The 20,475-nt window shown below is 68.6% G+C and carries 14 protein-coding genes; 5 read left to right on the top strand and 9 right to left on the bottom strand.

Features of this window, described 5'->3' with window-relative positions; all coding sequences use genetic code 11:
* Positions 1-2: 2 nt before the first annotated feature.
* From ACFHPP_RS09950 to ACFHPP_RS09965, 4 genes are all read right to left on the bottom strand, one after another.
* A complete protein-coding gene (locus ACFHPP_RS09950; RefSeq protein WP_437163113.1) occupies positions 3-398 on the bottom strand; it encodes a hypothetical protein in 396 nt (131 codons plus the stop codon).
* A 180-nt stretch (positions 399-578) separates the two neighbouring features.
* Positions 579-1,304: an ABC transporter ATP-binding protein gene (locus ACFHPP_RS09955; protein ID WP_437163114.1), complete on the bottom strand. Its 726-nt coding sequence runs from the start codon at positions 1,302-1,304 to the stop codon at positions 579-581.
* The gene (locus tag ACFHPP_RS09960; RefSeq protein WP_437163115.1) at positions 1,304-2,434 is read right to left on the bottom strand and encodes an ABC transporter permease; all 1,131 of its coding nucleotides are present in this window, start codon (positions 2,432-2,434) and stop codon (positions 1,304-1,306) included. The genes ACFHPP_RS09955 and ACFHPP_RS09960 overlap by 1 nt, the downstream gene beginning before the upstream one ends.
* Positions 2,431-3,579: an efflux RND transporter periplasmic adaptor subunit gene (locus tag ACFHPP_RS09965; RefSeq protein WP_437163116.1), complete on the bottom strand. Its 1,149-nt coding sequence runs from the start codon at positions 3,577-3,579 to the stop codon at positions 2,431-2,433. The genes ACFHPP_RS09960 and ACFHPP_RS09965 overlap by 4 nt, the downstream gene beginning before the upstream one ends.
* A gap of 627 nt (positions 3,580-4,206) precedes the next feature.
* Between ACFHPP_RS09965 and ACFHPP_RS09970 the strand changes: the two genes are divergently transcribed.
* The 5 genes from ACFHPP_RS09970 to ACFHPP_RS09990 all read left to right on the top strand — a co-directional run bounded on the left by ACFHPP_RS09970 (position 4,207) and on the right by ACFHPP_RS09990 (position 13,292).
* On the top strand, positions 4,207-7,005 hold the full coding sequence (locus ACFHPP_RS09970) for a rhamnosyltransferase WsaF family glycosyltransferase (protein ID WP_437163117.1): 2,799 nt from the start codon (positions 4,207-4,209) through the stop codon (positions 7,003-7,005).
* Between the two features lie 118 nt (positions 7,006-7,123).
* On the top strand, positions 7,124-9,988 hold the full coding sequence (locus tag ACFHPP_RS09975; RefSeq protein ID WP_437163118.1) for a methyltransferase domain-containing protein: 2,865 nt from the start codon (positions 7,124-7,126) through the stop codon (positions 9,986-9,988).
* Positions 9,985-10,770, top strand: a complete 786-nt coding sequence (locus tag ACFHPP_RS09980; RefSeq protein WP_437163119.1) for a glycosyltransferase family 2 protein — start codon at positions 9,985-9,987, stop codon at positions 10,768-10,770. Before ACFHPP_RS09975 ends, ACFHPP_RS09980 begins: the two co-directional genes overlap by 4 nt.
* Before the next feature lie 3 nt (positions 10,771-10,773).
* Positions 10,774-12,585, top strand: a complete 1,812-nt coding sequence (locus ACFHPP_RS09985) for a rhamnan synthesis F family protein (RefSeq protein ID WP_437163120.1) — start codon at positions 10,774-10,776, stop codon at positions 12,583-12,585.
* Entirely contained in the window at positions 12,582-13,292 is a 711-nt protein-coding gene (locus ACFHPP_RS09990) for a hypothetical protein (protein WP_437163121.1), read from the top strand. Before ACFHPP_RS09985 ends, ACFHPP_RS09990 begins: the two co-directional genes overlap by 4 nt.
* Before the next feature lie 153 nt (positions 13,293-13,445).
* On the opposite strand, the gene ACFHPP_RS09995 is transcribed toward ACFHPP_RS09990, so the two are convergent.
* The 5 genes from ACFHPP_RS09995 to ACFHPP_RS10015 form a co-directional block, all read right to left on the bottom strand.
* Positions 13,446-14,213, bottom strand: a complete 768-nt coding sequence (locus tag ACFHPP_RS09995) for a class I SAM-dependent methyltransferase (RefSeq protein WP_437163122.1) — start codon at positions 14,211-14,213, stop codon at positions 13,446-13,448.
* Between the two features lie 108 nt (positions 14,214-14,321).
* Positions 14,322-16,364 carry a glycosyltransferase gene (locus tag ACFHPP_RS10000; protein WP_437163123.1) on the bottom strand — a complete coding sequence of 681 codons (2,043 nt, stop codon included), beginning with the start codon at positions 16,362-16,364 and terminating at the stop codon, positions 14,322-14,324.
* Between the two features lie 320 nt (positions 16,365-16,684).
* Positions 16,685-18,214, bottom strand: a complete 1,530-nt coding sequence (locus ACFHPP_RS10005) for a hypothetical protein (protein WP_437163124.1) — start codon at positions 18,212-18,214, stop codon at positions 16,685-16,687.
* Positions 18,211-19,584 (bottom strand): lipopolysaccharide biosynthesis protein, encoded by a 1,374-nt coding sequence (locus ACFHPP_RS10010; RefSeq protein WP_437163125.1) that lies wholly within the window; start codon positions 19,582-19,584, stop codon positions 18,211-18,213. Before ACFHPP_RS10010 ends, ACFHPP_RS10005 begins: the two co-directional genes overlap by 4 nt.
* Positions 19,581-20,423 (bottom strand): hypothetical protein, encoded by an 843-nt coding sequence (locus ACFHPP_RS10015; RefSeq protein WP_437163126.1) that lies wholly within the window; start codon positions 20,421-20,423, stop codon positions 19,581-19,583. The genes ACFHPP_RS10010 and ACFHPP_RS10015 overlap by 4 nt, the downstream gene beginning before the upstream one ends.
* Positions 20,424-20,475: the final 52 nt, after the last annotated feature.

Genomic DNA, 20,475 nt, shown 5'->3' on the forward strand with positions numbered 1-20,475 from the left:
CGTCAGCCGCCCTGGCGGGGCGGATCGGGTGGAGGTCCGCCAGGCGGGCCCATGGGCCCGCCCATACGGTGGCGGCCGCCCCGGCCCATCCGGTGCGGACCGTACATCAGTTCCTGGCGTTGGCCGGGCGTCATGCCCTGCCAGCGCTGCCGCATCTCCTCATCGCCCGGTCGCTGCGCGCCCATGCCGCGATGGAAGCGCTGCTGCGCCTCCAGGCGCCGTTCGGCGGGCAGGTTGTTCCAGTTCTCCTCGAGCCAGCGGTGCCGCTCCTCGCGCTCCGCGGCGGAACCTGGCGGGCCGGACCCACGCCAGGGAGGCGTCGGAGTCGGCTGGGACTGGGCGAAGGCCGCGCCGGGCAGAAGCCCGGCCGCGATCACGAAAAGCTGGCGCCGCCGCATCTTGTTTCCTCCTGGGGCCGAACCCGGAGGAAGCCTAACGGCTGGCGGTGCATCGGCGACTTGCGCGATATCAATCAGGCTCGCGCAATGTTCGCGCATCTGTTCACGGGCGTGCGAGTGACGAAGATGAGCGGCGCCTCGGCGGGATCCGGAGCCCACCAGGCGATGGGGCCGGTGCTGTCACGTCTCATGCCGCGTCAGCATCTCCGCCGCCGTATCCTCCTCGATCCGCCCGTCGCGCAGGGAGACCATGCGGTCGAAGCGGTCGAAGATCTTCTCGTCATGCGTGACGACCAGCACCGCCGCCCGCCTGTCGCGCGCCACCTGGCGCAGCAGGTCCATCACCACGCGGGCGCGTTCCGAATCCAGTGCCGCGGTGGGCTCGTCCGCCAGGATGATCGGCGGCGTGTTGGCCAGGGCGCGCGCGATGGAGACGCGCTGCGCCTCGCCACCCGAGAGGTTTGCCGGCATGGCGTCGGCGCGCCGGCCGACCTGCAATTCATCCAGCAGCGCCCGCGCCCGCGCCCGTGCCTCGGCCCGCTTCATGCCGGCCAGCGTCATCGCCAGCGCGACATTGTCGACCGCGCTCAGGAACGGCAGCAGGTTGTGGAACTGGAAGATGAAGCCGATGCGTTCCCGCCGCAGCCGGCGCAAATCCGCCACGCGGTAGCCGCCATCCCACACCGTCTCGCCGCCCAGCAGAAGTCGGCCGGCGCTGGGTTCCAGGATGCAGGCGATGATGTTGAGCAGCGTGGACTTGCCGCTGCCGGACGGGCCGCGCAGCCCGACGACCTCTCCGCCCTGGACCGCCAGCGTGACGTCCGACAGCGCGCGCACGGCGGCCTCGCCCTGGCCGAAGGTGCGGGCCACGCCTTCGAGCTGAACCAGCGGCGGCGTTCCCTGCATCAGCCGAGCGCCTGCTGCGGGTCGATCCGCAGGGCGGTGCGGATGGAGACCAGGCTGGCGGCCAGGCAGATGGTCGCGATGACGCCGGCCATCACCGCGATCTCGGCCGGTCCCAGTTCGACCGCGCGAGGGAAGTTGTCCCGCACGGCGAAGACCAGGGCCACGGCCGCGGTGAAGCCCAGGGCTCCCAGCAGCATCGCCTGTTGCAGCACCAGGCCTGCGATGGTCCGGTCCGGGGCGCCGATCAGCTTCAGCGTGGCGATCTCCCGCCGCTTGTCCATGGTCATGGTGTAGATGATCAGCGCGATGATCACGCCGGACACGAACAGCAGCACCACGGTGAACATGCCGAGCTGCAGCCGCGCGCGCTGCACCACGGATTTCGTCAGCAGGTCCTCCTGCTCCGTCGCTGTCAGTGCGGCCAGGTGCTTCCAGCGGCGCAGATTCGCCGCCACGGCATCCGCATCGGCGCCGGGGTGCAGCCGGGCGATCACCGCGTTGACGATGTCGGTCGCGGCCGGCGCCGCCCCCGCCGCGGCTGCCCGCCGCGCCGCCGGAGGTGAGAGGCGGAACTGCATATCCTGGCTATCCCGCAGCGTGACGAAGGCCAGTGGATCGCCGCCGGAGGCGACCAGCCCGCGCGTCAGGCCGACGATGCGATAGCGGTCCCGGCCCAGCGTCAGCGTGGCACCCAGCGGCAGGCCGGCGCGCTGGTCCATCACGAGTTCGAACCGTGCGCCGCCCAGGCCACGGCCGACGACCAGCGTGGCCGGCCCCCCGGGCCGCCCAGGCTCGTAGCCCGCCACCTGCAGGCGCAGCCGGCCCCGAGGCCCCTCCGCCTCCACCGTGCGCAACGCCAGGCTGCCGGCGGCGGCGACGCCGGGGATGCGGGCCACCATCTCCCGCACATCGCCCGGGATGCGGGAGGCCTCGGCGAAGGGGCCGCGCGTGCCGGCCTCCACCACCCAGAGATCCGCGCCCAGGCTGCGCGTCAGCGCCAGCGCTTCCCGCACCAGCCCCTGGTAGATGCCGACCATGGACAGCGCCACCGCCATCAGCAGGCCGACCCCGGCGCAGGTCAGCAGGAAGCGCCCGAGGCCGTGACGGATATCGGCGAGCGCCAGGTTCATGGCGCGGGCACGGCGCGGGCAGCGCGGCCGATGCGGAAGGACGCTGTGGGGCGGGTTGCGACCTCGGCGCCCTCGGGAAGCCCCTCGACGAGGGCAAGCCGCGCATCGACCAGGCGCGCGGCAAAGTGCAGGTGGCGTTGCGCCAGCCGGCCGTCCTCCACCGTCCACACCGTGCCGGCGGATCCGTCGAAGCCGTGCACCGCGCTTTCCGGCACCAGCCTGGCGCGCGGCAGGCGCCCGGTCTCGATCAGGGCCTCGACCTGTTCGCCGAGGATGGGGCGCGCGGGGCAGGACCGGCAGCGCAGATAGACCCGGCGCTCCTCGGTCACCCGGTCGGCCTCCAGGCCGATCCGCACCACTTCCGCCGCCACCGGCTGGCCGGGGCGGCTGCGCAACGTGACCTGCGCCGGCTGGCCCACCGCGAGGTCCCCTGCCCGCCCCTCATCCACATGGGTGAGCGCCCAGAGGCTGTCGGGCGGGATCAGCGTGAAGACGACCTCGCCGGGGTTGAGCGCGGTGCCCGGCTCGCGCTGGCGGCTGACCACCAGGGCGTCGTAGGGGGCGAGCAGGGTGTGCCGGGCCAGCGTGTTGCGTTCCGCCAGCAGGTTCGCGCGGGCATCGGCGATGGCGGCACGGGCCACGGCGGCGTCGGCGCGATTCACTGCCAGGTCGGCCGTCGCCAGCACGGCGTCGGTCTCCGCCAGTTCCGCCGCTTCCGCGCTGCCGGCCCCGCGCTGCGCCAGGTCGCGGCGACGTCGTGCGGTGGATTGCCGCTGCGCCTGCACGGCTTCCGCACGTTCGCGCTGCGCCTCGGCGCGTTCGGCCACGGCCTGCGCCGATTGCAGCCCGGCTTCGGCGCGCGCGACACGGGCTTCCTGGCCGGCCGGGTTCAGGCGTGCGAGCACCGTGCCGGCGGGCACTTCATCCCCGTGGTCCGCGGCAAGTTCGATGAGCGTGCCGGGCACCTCGAACCCGATGCGCGACAGCGTCTGCGCCTCGACCGTGCCAAGGCCGAAGATGGTGACCGGGATGTTGGTCTCGCCAGGCGCGATTTCCACCTCGAGGGGTCGCAGGCGCGGCAGCAAGGTGACGGCCACGGCCAGCAGCACCGGCACGGCGAGCAGCAGGGCGGTGCGGCGACGCATCGAGGTTCATGCTTCCGGAGGGAGGGGGCGGGCTCGGTCTGGCGGCCAGAGCCTGCATGATGGCGGCGCCGCGGGCGTTGATGTACCGCAACCGTGAACCCCGCCCCCACGCTTGCGGAACGGCCGGGCCGCAACCCCGCCGCAACGCGGTGGTCCTGCTGCCGACGATGCGGTTGCGCGGGCGCCCTTGGGGCCGATAATCCTGTTGGCGCCGGTACGGCCGCCGGAGTTGTTCCCCCTTTCGAAGGCGCCGGTGCGGAACCGCCCGGCTCATGCCGGGCCGGGTCGAACCACCACCGTCCCGAAGGATCCCTGCAGGAGGTGCGAAGCATGCTTGTACGAGGTCACTGCTGCTCCAGCACGGCGGTGGTTGGGTTGTACCTGCGGCCGGGCTGCAACCTTGGCCGGGCGGCACCGCCGGCCGGACGACATGATGAAGCGGCGGCGGCCGAATCCGTCGACGCCTTGAACCATGCGTCAAGCCAAGCTGGCCTCTCGTAAAATCTCAATATCCTGTGTTCGTAAAGATGTGATCCTGGTCAAGCATTAACGTCTTGACCACTCGCACCGAAGCTGCTCAACGAACCGAATCCACAACATCCGTTGGACGTCGCACAGTATATCACGATGATGAGCACCCTTTCACATTTTCGTTTCGGTCTTGACGCGGCGCTGCCTGACGAGCTTCTGGTCGGAAATGGTTTCCTCCTGCATGTGCGTGGCTGGTGCTATTCGGCGAATTCGCAGATCAAATTCCTCTCTATCGTCGCTGGCGGAGTGGTTACTTCCGTTCCCAATCATTCATGGGCACGGGCAGACATCTTTGCCGAGCACTGCCCGAGCAGCGACGTCAGCGGCAATAGCCTGCTCAGCGGCTTCGAAGCATTTGTCCCGTTCGAAGCCGCCATGGTTGCTGGTCCCGCTTCAGCGCCCCGGGAGGTCGAGGTGACCTTGCGCGCGACACTCAGGAACGGTGCTGTCGAGGAGCGGCGGCTCGGCCAGATCACGCTCCAACCGGGGCATGGCGCAACACCGACAATCGTCACCTGGCCCGAGCCGGACGAGCCGCGCGTGGCCGTATGCATGGCCACCTTCAACCCGCCCCGCGACCTGTTCGTGAAGCAGATCGCGTCCCTTCAGGCGCAAACCCACCGGAACTGGGTCTGCATCATTGTCGACGACCACACCGATTACGAGCGATACGAACACATCCGCTATCTCGTGAAGAGCGACCCACGCTTCTTCCTGTTCCAGAACAAGGTCCGGCGGAATTTCTACCTCAACTTCGAGGAGGGGCTGCGACGCACGCCCGCGGATGCCGACTTCGTCGCCCTCTGCGACCAGGACGATGTCTGGCATCCTGACAAGCTGGCGACACTCGTCGCGGCGTTCGGCGAAGACACGCAACTGGCCTACAGCGATGCCCAGGTCGTGGACGAAGCCGGAGCAGTCAGGTCAACGACTTTCTGGACCACCCGCCGCAACAACTACACCGATCTTCCGACGTTGATGGTCGCCAACACCATCACCGGCGCGGCAAGCGCCTTCCGGGCCTCCATGCTGCCCGACATCCTGCCGTTCCCGGTTGCAATCGGCCCAACCTTCCATGATCACTGGATCGGCCTGACCGCGCTCGTGAAGGGACGCATCACCTATGTCGATCGGTCCCTGTATGACTACGTGCAGCACTCGGAAGGCGTGATCGGCCATAACTACCACGAGTGGCCCGGCTTCGCGGCCGCCGCAAAGGATGTGCTTCGCGCCTTGCCGCGTCCGCGGGAGATGGCGCGGCGTGCTGCAATGCAGCTGCGGCAATCGGTCAACGACCACCAGTTCGTGCAGCAGCGCGTCATGTTGGCTCGCACGCTGCTGCTTCGGCACCCCCAGGCCGAGCAGAAGCGACGCGACCAGCTGCAGCGGTTTGCACGGCTGGAGACCTCCTTCGCCGCCGCCGCCGCGGAGAAGATCGCCGCCACGCGGTCCGGCCGCGCGACGTTGAACCTGGAGGGGATGTATCTGTGGGCGATGACGGGCACGCGCCTCCGGAACTTCGCATTCCGCATGAAGCGGCGCGACCTCGTGCGGTTGCGCATCGAGCAGCCGGGATCGCGGCTGCTGCACGCCGTGATCGCGGGAGATCCCCGCAGCGCGACCGAGGGACCGCTCGGCGGACCACCGGCACCTGCACCGGAGCAGAACCAGGCGAAGCGGATCGGGACTTCGGTGCTGGAATTCGGCAGCACCAAGTGGATCAACCACAACATCTCCCCACTGACGCTCGATGTCTCGGACGCACACCCGAAGCGGGTGAACCTGCTGCTGGCCACGATCGATTTCCGCTACGTCTTCGGCGGCTACATCGGCATGTTCAACCTGGCCCTCCGCCTCAGCCGCGACGGATACCGCGCCCGCATCATCCTGCATGAGCAGACGGACTGGAAGCTGGACGACTGGCGCCGGCAGATCCAGAAGTATCCCGGCCTGACGACCTTGTTCGACGAGGTTGAGGTCATCTCCCGTTTCGACCGAGGCCTTCCGGTCGAGGTGAACCCGGAGGACCGGTTCGTCGCCACGAATTGCTGGGCCGCCCACATCGCCCACAACACCTTGCAGCAGCTTGGCGGCAGCCGGTTCCTGTTCATGGTGCAGGAATACGAGCCGTATTTCCTGCCGATGAACTCGATCAGCGCGCTTTTCCAGCAGGCCTACACCTTTCCGCAGGTTGCGCTGTTCTCGACCGAGTTGTTGCGTGACTTCTTCCGCGAGGAGAAGATCGGCGTATTCTCGCGGCCGAACGCTGAAGCGAACGCCATGATCTTCAACAATGCGATTCAGCAGTTCCACCCACGCAGGGAACAACTCCAGCGCAGTCGTCGTCGGTTGCTTTTCTACGCGCGGCCGGAAGACCATGCGGCGCGGAATTTGTTCGAGCTCGGGATGATTGCGCTGGCACGGCTGGTCCAGGACCCCCGTATCGATCTCGCGAAATGGTCCTTCCACGGCATCGGCTCGATCGACAGGACCAACATGCTGGAGCTTGCACCAGGCGTTCCGCTCGAACTCGTGCCCAAGACCAGCCTGCAGGACTACATCGACATGATGCCGAACTTCGACGCGGGGCTCTCGCTCATGCTCACGCCGCATCCGAGCCTGGTTCCGCTGGAGATGGCCGCAGCCGGCATGCTGGCGGTCACGAACACCTTTGCCAACAAGACTGCTGCGCGGCTGGAAGCGATCTCGGCCAACCTGATCGGCGTGGCGCCGACCGTGGAGGCGATCCTGGAAGGATTGGTCGAGGCCATGCGCAGGGTGGAGGATGTGGAGGGACGACTGGCCGGTGCACGCGTTGCCTGGCCGTCTGACTGGGACAGCGCCTTCCCGGCCGAAACCATGTCGCGGATCCACGAGTTCCTGGATTCGAAGTGACCGAACGCCGCGCAACGCGAAAGGCCGGCACGTTGGACGGCGCGGTGCCGGGCGGCTCGCGCACACCGGACAGCGTGCTCCGCGCCACCGGCTCCCAGTCGAGATCAGCGAGGCAACGATGACCCGCACCGGCAAGCCCTACGATGAAGCCTTCTTCGACGCCCAGTCGCAACGCAGCCTTGAATCGGCGCGCGTTGTTCTCGGCTACCTCTTCCCGATGCTTCATCCACGACGCATCGCGGATATCGGCTGTGGCGTGGGAAGCTGGCTTCGCGCTGCGATCGAGCTGGGCACGGAGGACGTGGTCGGCATCGATGGGGACTACGTCGATCGAGCCGCCCTTCTCATTGACCCCGACCGGTTTCTTCAGGCCGACCTTGCGGTAACCCCCTTGCAGCAGGCCCTCGGGCGCCACGCCGCGACCCGCTTCGACCTCGTGATCTGCATGGAGGTTGCGGAACACCTTCCGCACGCGCGCGCAGCCTCACTGGTCGCGGAACTGGCGTCGCTCGCCGACATTGTCCTGTTTTCCGCCGCCGTTCCCTTCCAGCACGGCACCCACCATGTGAACGAACAGTGGCCGGAATACTGGTCCATCCTGTTCCGCGACCAGGGCTTTGCGACCTTCGACCCGTTCCGCTCAACGCTATGGGCAGATCCACGGGTCGAGTGGTGGTACGCGCAGAACTGCCTGGTGTTCGCGCGAGAGGGCAGCCAGGCCGCGGAACGGATCCCGGCCGGCTCCCGCGCAGATGGCAAGGGCCTTGCCCTGGTGCACCCGGAGAATCTGCTCTCCAACCTGCTCGGCCTGCCCCGGCGCTACCGGCGAGAGGCTTCGGCGGAGGAGTTCGCCGACCTTCGCAACCTTGCCGCGGCCAATCTGCGACAGGAAGCGAAACTGCCCACCCTCGCCGCTGTCGAACGAGCGATGGTGGCGGGTCCGGACGCCCGGGACGTCTTTCCCTGGACACGCACTGCGACCTACCAGCCGGAGGAGGAGATCGCCAAGCTCCAGCAGCATCTCCTCGCTGCGGAACAGGCCTGTCGAGACCTTCGCGACGCACACGATGCCGAACGTGCGGCCCGAAGTGCGGAACGCGCAGCGCGCGAGGCTGAACGCATGGCCCACGGGACTGAACGCGCCGCCTACGAGACTCAACGCGCCGCCTACGAGACTGAACGCGCCGCCTACGAAGATGAACGTGTGGCGCGCCTGAAGAACGAGGCGGCGCTCCGGGAACGGGTCCAGGCTCATTCGGCCGCGCGGCATCACGCCGAGGTCAGGATGAGGGAAGCCTGCGACGTCGCGGCCAAGGAGACGGAGCAACTGCTTGCGACACGACGCGACATCGCCGCGCTGCAGGAGGCCCTGCGCAGGGCTGACGCTGAGAACGCCGCGCGCGCGCACGTGCAGGTAGTCCAGACGGTGGCCGCGGCGCCGCAGGTTGCGGATGGCCCGCTACCGCGGCTGCGGGGACGCATCAAGGCGGTAGGCCGGCTTCTGCCAGTCCCGGTGCGGCAACGCATTCGCAGGCTTCAGGGCATCCGGCCGGGCGCTTCCGCGCCGGTCATGCCCCCGCCGGAGCCGGCACCTCCGTCACCCGAGCCGATCATCGATGCCGAACCGGTTCACGAGAAGGCGCCGATCCGGCAATTCGGCGCCACGCTTGGCGACGTCCACGCGATAACGCTGGAGGCCGCTGTCGACCGCCTGCGCCACTTTCCACTTTTCGACGGCGAGGATTACCTGCGCCGCTATCCTGACGTTGCCCAGGCCGGGATCGAACCACATGCACACTTCCTGCAATCAGGCGCCCTCGAGGGCCGCGGCGGGATCGGTCAGGAGGACCTTGCCCGGGTGTTGAGCGGCTTCCGGCTTTTCGAGCACGCGAAGCGTTCCCTCGATGAACCCGCGGAGGAGGCCGGAGAGTTGCAGCGCCTGGTCGCTGCCACCGGCCGGATTGGCATCTACGCGAGTTCGCAGGGCAATGTCTTCATGGAGGAGATTGCCGGGGACCTCGCCGCGGATCTCCGCTGCGTCGGACTCGACGTCGATCTGCTCGACGAGTGGTCGGACATGAATGCCCGGCCGCCGATCTCTCTTTTCGTGGCGCCGCACGAATTCTTCATCCTCGGGCGGGGGCGCGACTGGGTGCGGGACGATGTCATCTCGCACAGCTTCATGCTCGGCACCGAACAGGTGCAGACCAACTGGTTCAACCTCGCGCTGCCGTTCGTGCTCATGTCGCGCGGCGTGCTCGACATCTGCGCCCAGACCGCCGATCTTTTTCTCCGCACCGGCGCCGGTGCGCTGCACGTGCTGCCGGGCGCAAAGCCGCGCATGTGGAGCCTCAGCGAGCGGGAAAAGGCGCATCCGCTTTTCCGGGCGCTGCCGAGCGCGGCCCGGGACGTTCCACTACCCGACAGGCCCTTCGCGGACCGGCCGATCGACATCGCCTTCTTTGGCACGTCAAGCCCGCGGCGGGACGCCTTCATGGCGCGCAATGCCGGCTTCCTCGCCGATTACGAGACATTCGCCTACCGCCGCCACGCGACCAGCGGGCCAATCCTGGGCGACGGCGAGGACGGCATGCTGACGCAGATCGCCGGTCACGTGTCCGGCCATGCCAAGATAACCCTGAACATCCACCGCGACGAGCTTGGATATTTCGAGTGGCACCGCATGGTCCGGCTCGGCATGTGTGCCGGAAGTGTCGTTGTGTCGGATCCCTGTCTGCCCAACCCGAACTTCGTGCCAGGCGAACACTATTTCGAGGAGATCCCGCGGCATATCCCGGACCTCATCGAATGGCTGCTGCGGACACCCGATGGACGGCGTGAGGCCGCGCGGGTCCAGCGCAACTGCAGGAACCTGCTGACCAGCGACCTCGCGCCGCATCACACGGCGCTGAAGCTGTTGCGGTTCTTCGCGTCCCACAGGGTCGAAATTGATGCGCTCGCCAGGGAGGCCCGGGCACCATGATGCGTATTCCGCCGGCAGAGATCCTGTTCGAAAGCACGCGGGACGACGCCCCCGACCCGTCCCTGGTGACGGTGGCCGTGAGCCTCTACAACTATGCCCAATTCGTACCGCAATGCCTCGCCTCCATCGCCGCGCAGCGACACAAGGCCCTGGAGCTCATTGTCGTGGACGATGCCTCGGCCGTGGATGATTCAGCCGCCGTGGCGCGGGATTGGATGGAGGCGCAGCACGAGCGCTTCACGCGGGTCTGCCTCATCCGGCACCGGCGCAACCAGGGCCTGGCGGAAGCGCGCAACACTGCCTTCTCGCAGGCTCGCGCAAGTCATGTCTTCGTCATCGATGCCGACAACGAAATCTACCCGCGCGCGATCGGCCGGCTGCAACAGGCGGCGAACGACAGCGGCGCCGCGGCAACCTATTCTCAGCTGGAAGTCTACGGGAACCGCCGCGGCATTGGGCTGGCCGATGTCTGGCAGCCGAATCGGTTGCGTCACGGCAACTACATCGATGCGATGGCGCTGGTTTCGCGCCAGGCCTGGTCCGATGTCGGCGGCTACACGCATCTCGAGGGCGGTTGGGAAGACTACGACTTCTGGTGCAAGTTCATCGAACATGGCTACGAAGCCCTCTTCGTGCCGGAAATCCTCTGCCGCTACCGGGTTCACAGCACCTCCATGCTCCGCACCGAGACATCGACCTCCTATGAAGCGCTCTTCAGCCAAATGACGTTCCGCCATCCGTGGTTGCGGCTCGCGCCGATCACGGAAGAATGGAAGGGCTGAGGCATGGGCCTCGCGCAGGCAACGGAAGCCAGATCATTGCTGCAGGCTTGGGACAATGCTGCCGCGGAGATCCTGTTCCGGAAGCGATCTCCCGACCCGCTTCTACAGCCATATAGTCTCGAGCTGCCGCTGGGCTATGCGCCGCCGGAGACTTCGCCGCCACCCAGCATCGCCGTCATCCTGCATGCGTTCCATCTCGAGCTTCTCGATGAGTTCCGCCTCCACCTGGGGAACATCCCCTTCCCGGCCGACCTGTTCATCAGCACGGATACGGAGGTCAAGCGTGCAAGGATCGAGCAGGAGTTTGCGGCCTGGCACACCGGACGCGTTGAGGTGCGGGTGTTTCCGAATCGCGGGCGTGACGTCGCGCCGAAGCTGGTTGGGTTCTCGGTGGTTCACCGTCGCTACGAGTACGTGCTGCACCTTCACACGAAGCTCTCCTCGCACGAAAGCCGGCTGGCCGGGTGGCGCGGCTACATCCTGGGAAGCCTGCTCGGGTCGCCGGAAATCGTACGCAGCATCTTCGAGACATTCCGCAGCGCGCCCTGGCTCGGCATGCTGGCTCCGCAGCACATCGACATGCTGCGTCCCTGGATCGGCTGGGGTGCGAATTTCGAAGCCGGCAGGGCGCTGGCGGAGCGGATCGGTCTCGTGATCTCGGACGACGATCCAATCGACTTTCCTTCCGGCTCGATGTTCTGGGCACGAAGTGCGTCGCTTCTCCCCCTCATCGACCTGGACCTTGGCTTCGACGATTTCCCCGAGGAAGCCGCCCAGACGGACGGCACACTCGCCCATGCGATCGAGCGACTGTATTTCCACGTCTGCGAGAAGGCGGATTATGGCTGGATGAAGATCGCCACCCGCGGAGCCCTGCATGACGAGCATGGCGTCACGGCGATCACCGGGCAGGACGCACTGAAGCTGTTCCTGGCGCGGCGCCGCATCCGACTTGCTGATCCGGCAAGAAACAGGAAGGACCATCCTGTCGATCCGCCGTCGCAGTTCGCTTATCCCAGCCCACGCCGCCTGCCTCGCATCGACTGGGCCAGGGCGCTCGGAACCGGATGCGCCATCCAGAAGGCCGGACGGCTGGCCATCATAGTTGCCGAGGCGGGACCGGCGGGCGAGGCCCTCGCGCGATGTGCCCGGCAGGCTGTCAAGCGCCTGCCGCGGGACCTGGAGGGCGACGTCATCAGCGCAACGCCGCTCGCGGATCGGTCGCCGAGGGACGACCCGGCCGCCTGGAACGGCGCGCTGCGGCACGCCTTCGCAGCGGGCGCCCATGCTGCCATCCTCGTTGCCGCACCAGGCTACCTGCATGCGGGGAGCATTGCGGCGCTGGTCGAGATGCACGAGGCTTCCTGCGGCCGTGCCTTGCTCGAGGCAGCCCAATTCCCCGCGACATCCATCGACGCGCTTGCCGATGGCAGCTTTCGCGTGAACCGGATTGGCAACCCGGTCATGGCATTCGCCCGCGATGCCTTCGAGGCCTGTGATGGGTTCGACGAAAATCTGACCGGCGCCCATGCGCGCGTGGATCTTTCGTGGCGCGCTGCCGCCATGGGCCATCCGCTGCTGCGCTGCCCGCGTGCCCTCTTCATCGATCTTCGGCCCGGCCCTGCGGGCAACGACGAGGCGGCGAACGGCTACCGTCTCGCCGTGAAATGGGGGAGTGCTGCTGCGCAAGCCCATTTCGCCCGGCTTCTCAAGGACACGGGCCTTGAGCTGCCGGAGGATGCCTGCCCCGCGGTGCCCGCGGAATGGCGGCACCTGGCCGATTTCTCCCTGGAACTGGAGGAGGGCAACGCATGACGACCGCGGCGCCGGGAGGCGGCCTCGACGTCCTTCTCGTATTCGAGGACCTGGTCGATCTGCCGAGGCTGGAGCAAGGCGTCTTCGCGCTTCTCGGGGCCGCGTCCGACGCGCATGGCGCCGTGGCCTCCGGCCTCAGGCCACTCTGTATCCATCTCTGCCTGCCGCGGTTTTCCGTCGCGGAGTTGCGGGCCGTGCGCAGTGCCACGCAGCCAATCCGGGATCTCTGCCCGGAGATGGCCGTGCGCTTGCACAACTGGCATCTTCCCGAACCCCATGGTCTCGGCGTACCGCTCCTCAACCTGGGCCTGGAGCGGGTCGAGGGGCGCTACCTCGGCTGCGTCGAGATCGGGCAGTTGATGCATCCCGGTGCCTATCGCAGGCTGCACGACAGGCTGGTCGAAACGGGCGATGCACTCGCTGTTGGCGGCGTCGAGGAGGTGCCTGTTGCCTGGTGGGGGGACGTGATCCTTCCCGCGCAGCGGCGGCAGTCCCTGAAACCTGAATGCCTCGACCTCCCGCAGGTGGCGCCCGCCTTCCTCCTTGACCGCTGGCGCATTTGCTCGTCGGAACTTCGGCTGCGCGCGGCTTGGTCGGGAAACCCGCTGCGGGATCTGGTGACGTCGATATCCACGAGCTACCCTACTGATCGCACGCTGGCCGATACCGCCCTTTGCGTTCACCAGGTCCTGGTCGCGAACACCTGAGCGGCCGCTCACGCGCAATGGGTGGGTCAATCCGCGAAGGCAGCAGCGCCGGGACCATGTGCGCATCCGGAGCGTCGCGCGATGTGCCGGGTCGGCTCATGCCGACCAGGCCCCGGAGACATCGCCCCGGCGACCTGGCCGCCAGGACAAACGTCATCCAGGTCCGCTCAACCTCGCCACGACGATGTCATGATGGTCGTCCCATATGCGCGGGATGTAGCTTACAATGCGCAGGCCGCAATCCGGAAGGTTTCTGCGAAACCACGCTTCATTCGTCAACGAAATTCCGTAATGCTCGTTCGTCAGCGCAACGCCATACTCCTTGCCGCCGGTACGGTAATCGCGATAGCCGAATCCGGTGTTCTCGAACTCATCGATCAGCGCCGTGGCCGTTTCGGTATCAAGCCCGTACCCTTGCGCACGCAGGCGGGGGATTATGCTTGGTCCGTGCGATGACACGACAAGCCTGGCATCGCCCGTCATGTGCCGCCGCATCGCCGCCAGAAACATCCGGGTCTGCAGCGGAGGAAGATGGGTAATGAGCGATCCCACCCATATCAGGTCGTGCTGCTCACCGAGCTGAAGCTGGCTGAAATCCTTCACCGAGACGGCGGCGTCGGCCTGGAATTGCGCGGTGCAAAAATCCACCCCTTCGCGATCGAGATCGCACGCCGTTATGGAGGCATTCGGAAAGCGCGCGCGCAGAACCCGTGTGACGCGCCCGAAGCCGCATGGCAGGTCCAGGATCTTCCGGGGTTCGGCTTCGCCGAGAGCGAGTTCAAGAATCGAGATTGCCGAGAGTCCAACGGAGAGATAATGCGCGTCGCTATCGGCATGCATCGTGTCACGCGGGGAAAGCGTGCGGTTCAGGGTCTGGAAGGGATAGTCCGCAGGAATGTTGAGTTTACGGGTGGCCGTCATCTCGTTGACCTTCGACTGATTTCAGGGCGAGCGCGCGCCAGCTGCGCCCTGTCTTCCTTCAGTCTGTGTCAAGCTTGAACGCGACACCATTCAAAACCAGGACATCCTTCAGGTTCCGTCTGAACCATGCCCCGCGTCGGACATGGCGCGCGGGGGGAATGCAGGTCGCCATTCATGCCCAAGCGCCAGGCTGAGGTTGGGGCTGTGGAACGGATCCTCCGCGCAGACCGCGGCCCAGCGCTGCCGCACCCTGCGGCTTTCCGCGGCCTGGAACGCGGCGCGGTCGCCCGAATAGTGGTTGCCGTAGGTCAGAAGTTCATGATGATGCAACTCGGCCTGCGGCGCGTAGACGATGCCGTGCCCGGTTTCGCCCACCCGCAGCGCGAAATCCACGTCGTTGAAGGCGCTGGGATAACGTTCGTCGAGACCCCCGACCAGCTCGAACAGGTTGCGGCGCACCAGCATGCAGGCGGCGGTGACGGCCGAAAGCTCCTGCGCCAGAACCGCACGCGACATGTAGCCGGGATCGTTTCCCGGCAGGTGGCGATGCGCGTGCTCGCACAGGCCCGAGAGGCCCATGATGATGCCGCCGTGCTGCACGCTGCCATCCGGATACAGCAGTCGCGCACCCACCATTCCCACCTGCGGGTCGTGCAGGAAGGCGCACATCCAGCGCAGCCAGTCGCGCCTGATGGGGGTGACGTCGTCGTTCAGCAGCAGGATGTGGTCGCCCTGCGTTCGCGCCGCGACGTGATTATTGGCGGTGGAGAAGTTGAAGCTCGGCGCCTTGAGCCAGCTGACCGTCGCATTCGGATGGCGGCCAAGCGCCTCCGCCGCCGCGCGCTGGCGGGCATCCAGCGGACCAGGCTGCATCACCACCACATGCAGTTCGAAGCCTGCATGATCCGTTCCGTCCAGGATGGCGCTGATGCAGGCCTGCGAGTGCCGCGCCCGCAGCGTGGACGGCACGATCGCCGTGACGCGTTCTTTGCGCGTGTCGGGCGCAAGTTGGAAGCGCAGCGGCACGCTGGCGATCGGCGTGATGGCGGGACCGCCGCCCTGCAGGTGCCGCGATACAATCTCCGCCAGCGCCTCGGGTGCCGCCGGCTCCGCATCCGGGCGGCGATGCGCCAGGATGTATGGGATTCGCTGGCTGAACGGCCGCGGATCGGCGCGGTAGCGGGCGAGCCAGGTGGCAAGGCGCAGCGCCTCCGCCGTCTCCGCCACCTCCGGCGCATGCCGCAGGAGCGTATCGCGCCGAACCAGCCAAAGGCCACGCGACAGGGTGCCGGACAGCATCAGCGCCAGGTTCGGGCGTGGCTTGAAGCGCGGGGCATGGCGCGTGCCGTCCAGCGCCATGTCATCCTCGTCGGCAAACGCGATCTCCGCCGCGCCGAACCTCTGTGCGCACAGTTGCGTCGCATGCGGCGGCAGCATCTCACCGGCCTGGAGGATGCCGATGACAGCGGCGTCCAGCCCCGCGATGACGGGCCGCAGCAGTGCGCCGGGATGCAGGACCGCATGGCCCGGGCGCGTCGGCTGCGCCGCGAGAGACGCCAGCGTCGCGGCCAGCGCGGGCGATTGCGAATCCTGTGCCAGCACGATGTAGGTGATGCGCGGCAATGCGGCGTTCACCGGAAAATCCGACGCGGGCCATTGGTCGAACAATGCGATCCATGTCGCGTAGGAGTGACGGGACTCCTGCGACCTGTTCGCGGCCAGCGCCAGCACGTGCCGCAGTTCCCGGCGCAGGTTGCGCGGGCGGGTCAGCGCCATGCGTGCCAGGCGCGCGACGTCGCGCCGCGGGGCCTGGCGCAACAGCCGGATTGCGGCCGCGACGCGGCCCAGCGGCTGCAACACGAACGCTTCCGCACGCAGTCCGGCGGCAGGACCCAGGGCCGAAAGACGGGCCTCGCGAATTTCGCCAGGGACATACCAGACCATCGCCTGCGCCTCCCGCCCGGAATCCCGCGAGGGCAGCGCGTGCAGGTACAGGTTGCCGCACAGGGAGGTTCCGGCGGCATCGTGCAGCGTCACATAGGGAACGGTGGCATCCTCCAGCCCGTCCATCGCAAAGAAGATGCGGTACCAGGCGCCTTCGGGCGGTGGCTCCAGGCGCAGGGAGCGGATCAGCACCGGCTCGCGCTTCATCGCCGAGCCCGCGTATCCGGTGGCGCCGGCGGCAGGTTGCGCCGCCGGGTCAGCGCGCCCCGGATCGGCGCCGGGTGGAGGAGGTCAGGTTTATGGCGCAAGCCTAGCAGCCACTCCATCAGGATCTGGTTGTCGTCGAGGTGTTGCCTCCCGATGTCGGGCTATAGAGCAGGAATCCGCGACCGGGGCAAAACGCGGATCATCGGCATGTTGCGCCACGGGCTGGTCCGACCGGGGATGGCACCCTGACCGGCAGGACCTGGCTTCACCGCAACGACGCATCGCCTTCACCGCCCGCGGTGGAAATCTACAGCAGTTGGCTAGAGACGCGCCCAGACCTCCGTGACCGCTCGGCGCAGCGAATCCCGAAGCGGCACGTCGGTGCGCAGGCGGACCACGGGCGTTCCCGGAAACTCCGCCTGCGTCTCCAATTGCCAGCGCCGGACCACCGCCGCGGCATCCGGCCCTTCGGGCTTCGAGCGCTCGGCATCGCGCCGGATCGCCGTTTCCATCGGCGCCTCGAGGCGCAGCACGAGGCCGGGTCGCGGCAGCGTGGCGTGCAGCCTGTGCTCCTGGCGCATCAGCCAGCGCTTGAGCGGCGACCCGCATGCGGCGATGGTCGCCGCGTCGAAGCAGCTGCTGTCGATTGCGCCCTCGGTGGCCGAGGGGTAGCGGTCGCTCACCACGATGGCGCCGGCGGCGGCGGCCCGCCGGCTGCGTTGCAGCAGCGCGCGCCGGTCATGGGCCAGAAGGGTCATGCGCAGCACGTACAGCAGCGAATGGCCGCGCCCGCGGCGCTTCTCCATGCTGTCATAGGCGCTTGGCCGGTCGCCCGGGAACATGCGCCGAGCCAGGGGCAGCAGCATCCGCGGGGCCGCGGACAGCAGCGTCGCCGGTGGCTTTCCGGCATGGATCCGGATGACGTCGAGCTGCCCGGACAGGCTCTCAGCGATGCCATCGCCCAGCGTGGACTTGCCCGTGGCCTTCGGGCCTACCAGCGCCACGATGGTGCCGCCGGTTTCCAGCACCAGGTCCCGACGCCCCGAGATGCGGCGCTCCAGGGCTGCCGCCACCCGGTGCAGCCGGGACCGCAGCTCGGCGATGCGGCCGAGCCTGCGCAGGCCCCGCATGGTCCAGGCGAGGTGCACCCCGAGGCGCATGCGCTGCAGGAGTGCGCGTCGGTCGCCGATCGCCTCGACGAGCCGCCCGAACAGCTCCGCCCCGGCGCCAGGCACCAGGCCCGCGAACAGGTCGATGGCGCGCGCCTCATCGGCCTGGTCGCGCAGCCAGGCCAGTTCCTCGACCGTGGCGCCGTAGCCGCGATTCGCCATCACGGCCTCGACCGGGTCGGCATGCTTCAGCGCCACGCGCAGCACGAAGACCGCGAGTTCCGCCTCGGGCGTCGGAACCGGCCAGCCATGCAGCCGGCGGCATCCGGTCAGCAGCATCGGCTCGACCGGCAGGCGGTAGCTCTTCACCAGGCTGTCGCCGCCGACGATCTGCAGGTAGGCATGCAGGTGGATGAGGCCGCCGCTCGCTTCATCGAGCGCCACGGCGTGGAAGACGCCGGGATGGCCGAGGCCCGCGCGCGATCCCGTACGCCGGAACCCCGCCTCCGCCAGCGCCGCCTGGAACGCCACGGCATCCTCCCGGTGCACCAGCAGGTCGACATCTTCCATGCCGGTGAGCGCCCGCGCGAGGCGGATGTTGCTTTTCCAGTGGCAGTAGCGGATGCCGCGCTGGTCGAGCGCGGCGCGCAGCAGGCGGAGCGGCCGCGGAAGCACCCCCGGCGCGTCCGTCACCGGGTCCTCCGCCGCATCCGCCACGGTGACGACGCTCTGCACGTTCATCGCTCGACCTCCGCCTTCCCCATCGGCAAGGCCAGCCCGGGCCGGAGGCCGAGCCGGCGCCACGCGAACACCAGGATGAACAGGTTCCATCCGACCAGGCTGCCCGCCGAAGCCAGCGCGACGCCGAGCAGACCCAGCGGGCCGACGAGCAGCAGGGCGAACACGAAGGCCGCCGCGACCGCCGCGGCCAGGCTGGACGCCGCCGCAACCTCGTGGCCCGTCATCGTCAGCAGATGCTGCTGCGGTCCACAGGCCGCGGCAAAAAGCTGGGCCAGCACCAGAACGACGACCGCGGGCGCGCCAGGCGCGAAGGCCGGCCCGAACAGCGACAGCAGCGGCCCCGCCGCCGCCATCAGCGGCAGCGCGGCCAGCAGCGTGGCGGCCAGCGACAGCCGAGCGGCCCGCGTGCACAGCGCCTGCAGGCGCTGCCGCTCGCCCCGCGCATGCAGGTCGGCCACGGTTGGCGCGAAGGCCGATGCGATCGCCATCCGGGGCAGCGCGGCCAGCAGCGACAGGCTGTAGGCGACGGCGAAGATCCCGGCCTCATGCATCGCGCCGATCGAACCAAGGACCATGGTGCCGGCCCGGCCCATCAGCACATCCGCCAGCATCAGCACCGTCAGCGGCAGCGTCGGACGCAGCCACTCGCCCGGCGTCAGCGTCGGCGCGGCGGCGGCGAGTTCGCCCGGCCGCCGGCGGCGCAGCATCAGCCAACTGGCGACCAGGGCGCAGGCCCCGCCTGCCAGGAAGGCCACCGCCGCGGCCGGCGCGCCGGGCGCCATCCAGCCGGCCGCCAGCACCAGGACCAGCACCGCCACCGCAACGCCGTCCCGCAGGATGCGCTCGGGAACCAGCGCGGCGACGACACCGCCCCAGGCGCGCACGGAGGTGGCCAGGATCAGCTGGAGTGCCACCAGCGGCACCACGCAGAGGCCGATCAGGAAGGTCCGGGCCTGTTCCGATGCGGTGCCCTGCAGCAGCAGCACCAGCGCGATGCCGGCGGCCGCGACGCAGCAGGCCGAAACCGCCGTGGTCCACGCCGAGAAGTGGGCAAGGCCTCGGGCGTGGGACCAGTTCCCCGTCGCCCGATAGGTCGGCAGCAGCCGCAGCAGCGAAACGCGGAAGCCCAGCGTCGCCGCGTAGGCCAGCAGGGTCGTCCAGGCCAGGACATAGGCGTAGACGCCAAAGCTGGCCGGCCCGATCAGCCGTGCGGTCACGACCTGCGCGACATAGCTCAGCCCCGCGCCGGCAACGAGCACGGCCAGCGACCCGCCGCTGGCCTTGGCGAGGCCGGAGGCGCGGACGCGCAGGAGCCGGTCCGGGATGCCCCGGCGCAGCAGCATCGGCCCGGCCATCAGCTTCCCGCTCACGGCGTCGCTCCCTCCGTCATGGCCGGTCGGACGTGTGCGCGCACCGCCGCGGCGATGCGCAGCACGTCCTGGTCGCGGCCTGGCCCTGGCAGCCCCTCGACCCGCAGCACCGCCCGTCCCCGCCGCGGCATCAGGCGGCGCAACGACTCCGTCAGCCGCGCCTGTTCCGCAAGGGTGGCGAGGTCCAGTTCGAACAGCCGCTCGGCCGCCGACTGCCGTGCCAGGCGTTCGCGGAGCCGCGCCTGCACGATCTCCCGCGGGGTTTCCACCCACACCACCAGGTCGGCGGGCGGAACCAGATCCAGCGCGGCGCCCAGCCCGTCCTCGGCACGACCCGCGCGCCCGGAACGCGCCGCGAGGGAGCAGGTCGCGGAGAGGTAGCCCTGGTCCAGGATGACGATGCTGCCGGGGGCCCGATGCGCCGACAGCGTCCGGTGCAGGCGCGAGAGGTAGCGCCGGCTGCGGAGATGCACGATGGGTGCACGTGGCGGAAACAGCGCCAGCAGCCCCACCCCGACCGGATCGCCGGAGCGCAACTCCCCTACCGCGCCGAAGATCTTCGTTGCGCGGCTCAACGGCGCGACCACCATGCGTTCGAGCGCAGATCCCGGTCGCGACGCCTCATGCTCGGCGGGCCGGGCGCTGGACACGACCTCGGCGCGATGGCCCGTCGCCTCCAGCGCCCGGCGCAGGGCCTGCGCAAAGGTCGTCTTGCCAGCGGCCGCCGGCCCGAACAATTCGACGACGACGGGCCCTGCACGCCCCGCGGCATCCTGCCGCGCCCGGCGGTGCAGGACGGCCGTGACGTGCTCCGCCTCATGGTCACGGAGCTCGGCCAATCTCCCGCCTCCCCAGCCTGCTGCCTGGACGGCGCGCCATGTCGCCTCCCGG

Origin of the sequence: Falsiroseomonas sp. E2-1-a20 (assembly GCF_051433195.1) — a bacterium.
In the GTDB taxonomy this organism is placed as follows: domain Bacteria; phylum Pseudomonadota; class Alphaproteobacteria; order Acetobacterales; family Acetobacteraceae; genus Falsiroseomonas.

What these genes read in the sequence shown, in the direction of transcription:
- ACFHPP_RS09975 (WP_437163118.1), top strand. Translation starts at nt 7,124, where the DNA reads ATGACCCGCACCGGCAAGCCCTACGATGAAGCCTTCTTCGACGCCCAG.
- ACFHPP_RS09985 (WP_437163120.1), top strand. Translation starts at nt 10,774, where the DNA reads ATGGGCCTCGCGCAGGCAACGGAAGCCAGATCATTGCTGCAGGCTTGG.
- ACFHPP_RS09995 (WP_437163122.1), bottom strand. Translation starts at nt 14,213, where the DNA reads ATGACGGCCACCCGTAAACTCAACATTCCTGCGGACTATCCCTTCCAG.
- ACFHPP_RS09980 (WP_437163119.1), top strand. Translation starts at nt 9,985, where the DNA reads ATGATGCGTATTCCGCCGGCAGAGATCCTGTTCGAAAGCACGCGGGAC.
- ACFHPP_RS09950 (WP_437163113.1), bottom strand. Translation starts at nt 398, where the DNA reads ATGCGGCGGCGCCAGCTTTTCGTGATCGCGGCCGGGCTTCTGCCCGGC.
- ACFHPP_RS09970 (WP_437163117.1), top strand. Translation starts at nt 4,207, where the DNA reads ATGATGAGCACCCTTTCACATTTTCGTTTCGGTCTTGACGCGGCGCTG.
- ACFHPP_RS09965 (WP_437163116.1), bottom strand. Translation starts at nt 3,579, where the DNA reads ATGCGTCGCCGCACCGCCCTGCTGCTCGCCGTGCCGGTGCTGCTGGCC.
- ACFHPP_RS09955 (WP_437163114.1), bottom strand. Translation starts at nt 1,304, where the DNA reads ATGCAGGGAACGCCGCCGCTGGTTCAGCTCGAAGGCGTGGCCCGCACC.
- ACFHPP_RS09990 (WP_437163121.1), top strand. Translation starts at nt 12,582, where the DNA reads ATGACGACCGCGGCGCCGGGAGGCGGCCTCGACGTCCTTCTCGTATTC.
- ACFHPP_RS10005 (WP_437163124.1), bottom strand. Translation starts at nt 18,214, where the DNA reads ATGAACGTGCAGAGCGTCGTCACCGTGGCGGATGCGGCGGAGGACCCG.
- ACFHPP_RS09960 (WP_437163115.1), bottom strand. Translation starts at nt 2,434, where the DNA reads ATGAACCTGGCGCTCGCCGATATCCGTCACGGCCTCGGGCGCTTCCTG.
- ACFHPP_RS10000 (WP_437163123.1), bottom strand. Translation starts at nt 16,364, where the DNA reads ATGAAGCGCGAGCCGGTGCTGATCCGCTCCCTGCGCCTGGAGCCACCG.